Here is a 2,227-nt window from a genome sequence, read left to right as displayed (position 1 = left end):
CGCCTGCGCGCGCAACGTCTCCCTCATCTGCTCCAAATCCATACCGTCGCTCCTCGTCCCACCCATGGAGCGACAACCTCCTCACCTCATACCCCGCTTGTCACGACGGGCTCCGGCGAGGAGTTACCTTCTTCTCGTCACTGGCGAATCATGGGTCCAGGCGACAGATTCAGCGCTGACAGAGGGGCTCAAGGTCACATCGACTTTCGACGCCGTGTACCTGCTGGACACGAGAACCAACCAACTCCAGCGGATAGACACTGGCGCGGACGAGTAAGCAGCATGCGCAGTTCGCCCATGTTCGGTTCCGCAAGCTTCTCGACATGCACGCGGCTCAACAAAACCGCGTTGGCGTGAACCACTCGCGGAAAGCGTCCCCATTGAAGAGAGTGTGGACGCTCCTGCACTTCAGCCCGTCGAAAGCCCCCGTCGTCGAGCCGTGGACGGGGGCGTCCTCAACTTCCTCTCCGTCTCGCAGCTGAAGCAATTCAGCCTGTGTCCGCGCCGCTGGCACTTCGCCAAGGTGCTGCGGCTGCCTGAGCCCGAGACGAAGGCGCAAGCCCTGGGCGTCGAGGGGCACGCGCAGTTGGAGCACTACCTCCGCACGGGCGAGGACGTCCTGGGCGACATCGCGCGGGCGGGGCGCCACCTGCTTCCAGCTCCGGGTGCGGACCTCCTGGTTGAAGAGTCCTTAGGCACGCCGTCGCCCTTGTCGGCGGACGGTGTCCCGTTCATCGGCCACATCGACCTCATAAACCCGCGCCGCCTCGCGGAAGGCGTGCTGCGCGTCACAGACCACAAGTTCTCTTCCAACGTGGCGCGCTACGGGGCGACGCCCACGCAGCTGGTGGACGCGAGCACCGAGGCCGGGTTGCAGATGGTGGGCTACGGCGTCTGGGCTGCCCTCTCCGACGCGCGCTTCCCAGGTGTCCGCGTGCTGGAGCTGGAGCACCTCTACTTCCAGACGCGCGGCGCGAAGCGAGCGGAGAGCGTGTTGGCCACGGTGGGCGTGGAGCACGTCACGCGCGAGTGGACAGAGAAGGTCGTCCCCATGGTGCGCCGCATGCGCGAGGTGGCCCGCGCCATGCGCACCGCCGACGCGCCGCCCAACTTCGGTGCCTGCGAGAAGTACGGCGGGTGCCCCTTCAAAGCGCAGTGCCTTTCAGGAGAACGCACCATGTCCCTGTTGAACCGCTTCATTCCCAAGCCCCAGTCCCCCGACACCGCTGCGCAGCTCCAGCTCACCGTGCCCCACCAGGTCATCCCCGAGCCGCTGGGGACATGCGACAGGTGCGGCGAGGCCATGACGCCGGAGAACACCAGCAAGCTTCGCTCGGGTGACGTGCTGCATGTGTCCTGCCCTGGTGCCGAGGTGGCCGCCGTACTGCCCCCTGACGCACCGCCCGCATCGCCCACCATCGCCACGGACGCCGCGCCGAAGCGCCGTGGACGCAAGCCGAAGGTCCTGGACGTCCCGGTCGCCACGCCGCGTGTCGAGCACCAGGAGCCCGCCACCAGCCCCCAGGGAGAGCGCCTGCGCCTCTTCGTGGACTGCGTTCCCAACATGCCCGCGGAGTCCCTGTCCGAGTACGTGGCGAAGGTGGCCGCCCAGGTGAGTGAGGCCGGCGGCGTGGCGGACCTGCGCTTCGCGGGAGCCGAGAGCACGCTGGGCTTCGGCAGGTGGAAGGGGGCGCTCTCCATGGCCATCCGCAACGCGCCGCCGGCCCCCGGTGCTTACGCCGCCCTCGGCCTCGCCCACTCGGAGCTGCTGCAACTCGCCGTCGAGGCCCTGGAGCCCCTGTGCGGTCCCGGTGACTTCGTGCGCGGTGCTCGCTGAAGGGGCTCGAGATGCGGCTACTTGAACGACTGGGCGTCACGTCCACGCCCTCCAGCCCCCCGCCGCCCGAGGAGCGCGCCCCCGTCTACGGGCGCTCCCCAGTGGGCTACTCGGCGGACCTCGGCCGCATCCTCGCCCTGCCTCGGCGGAACCTCGCTACCGCGTACACGGCGGCGGACATCGAGGCCCTGGAGGCCCAGCTACGCGCGCCACCCGGCCCGTGTAGCTGCGCGAGCATGTCCCCGCCACGCCCCTGCCCTACGCCTCAATGGTCAGGTGAAAACCGGCCAAAGAGGGTCCCTTCAAAACCGGCCAAAGGGAGAGGACCGAGACAGGTGGGGACTCCTACCCTGCGGACTCGGCGGTCCGCAACTCCATGGCTCCCTTGGT

The 2,227-nt window shown here is 68.5% G+C and carries 1 protein-coding gene; it reads left to right on the top strand.

The window, feature by feature from the left end:
• Window positions 1-439: 439 nt before the first annotated feature.
• Window positions 440-1,837 (top strand): PD-(D/E)XK nuclease family protein, encoded by a 1,398-nt coding sequence (locus tag LZ199_RS45820; RefSeq protein WP_254000166.1) that lies wholly within the window; start codon window positions 440-442, stop codon window positions 1,835-1,837.
• Window positions 1,838-2,227: the final 390 nt, after the last annotated feature.

Origin of the sequence: Myxococcus qinghaiensis (assembly GCF_024198215.1) — a bacterium.
GTDB classification, from domain to species: domain Bacteria; phylum Myxococcota; class Myxococcia; order Myxococcales; family Myxococcaceae; genus Myxococcus; species Myxococcus qinghaiensis.
Note: the sequence above shows the minus strand (reverse complement) of the source record. Positions and strands in the feature narration are given on the sequence as shown.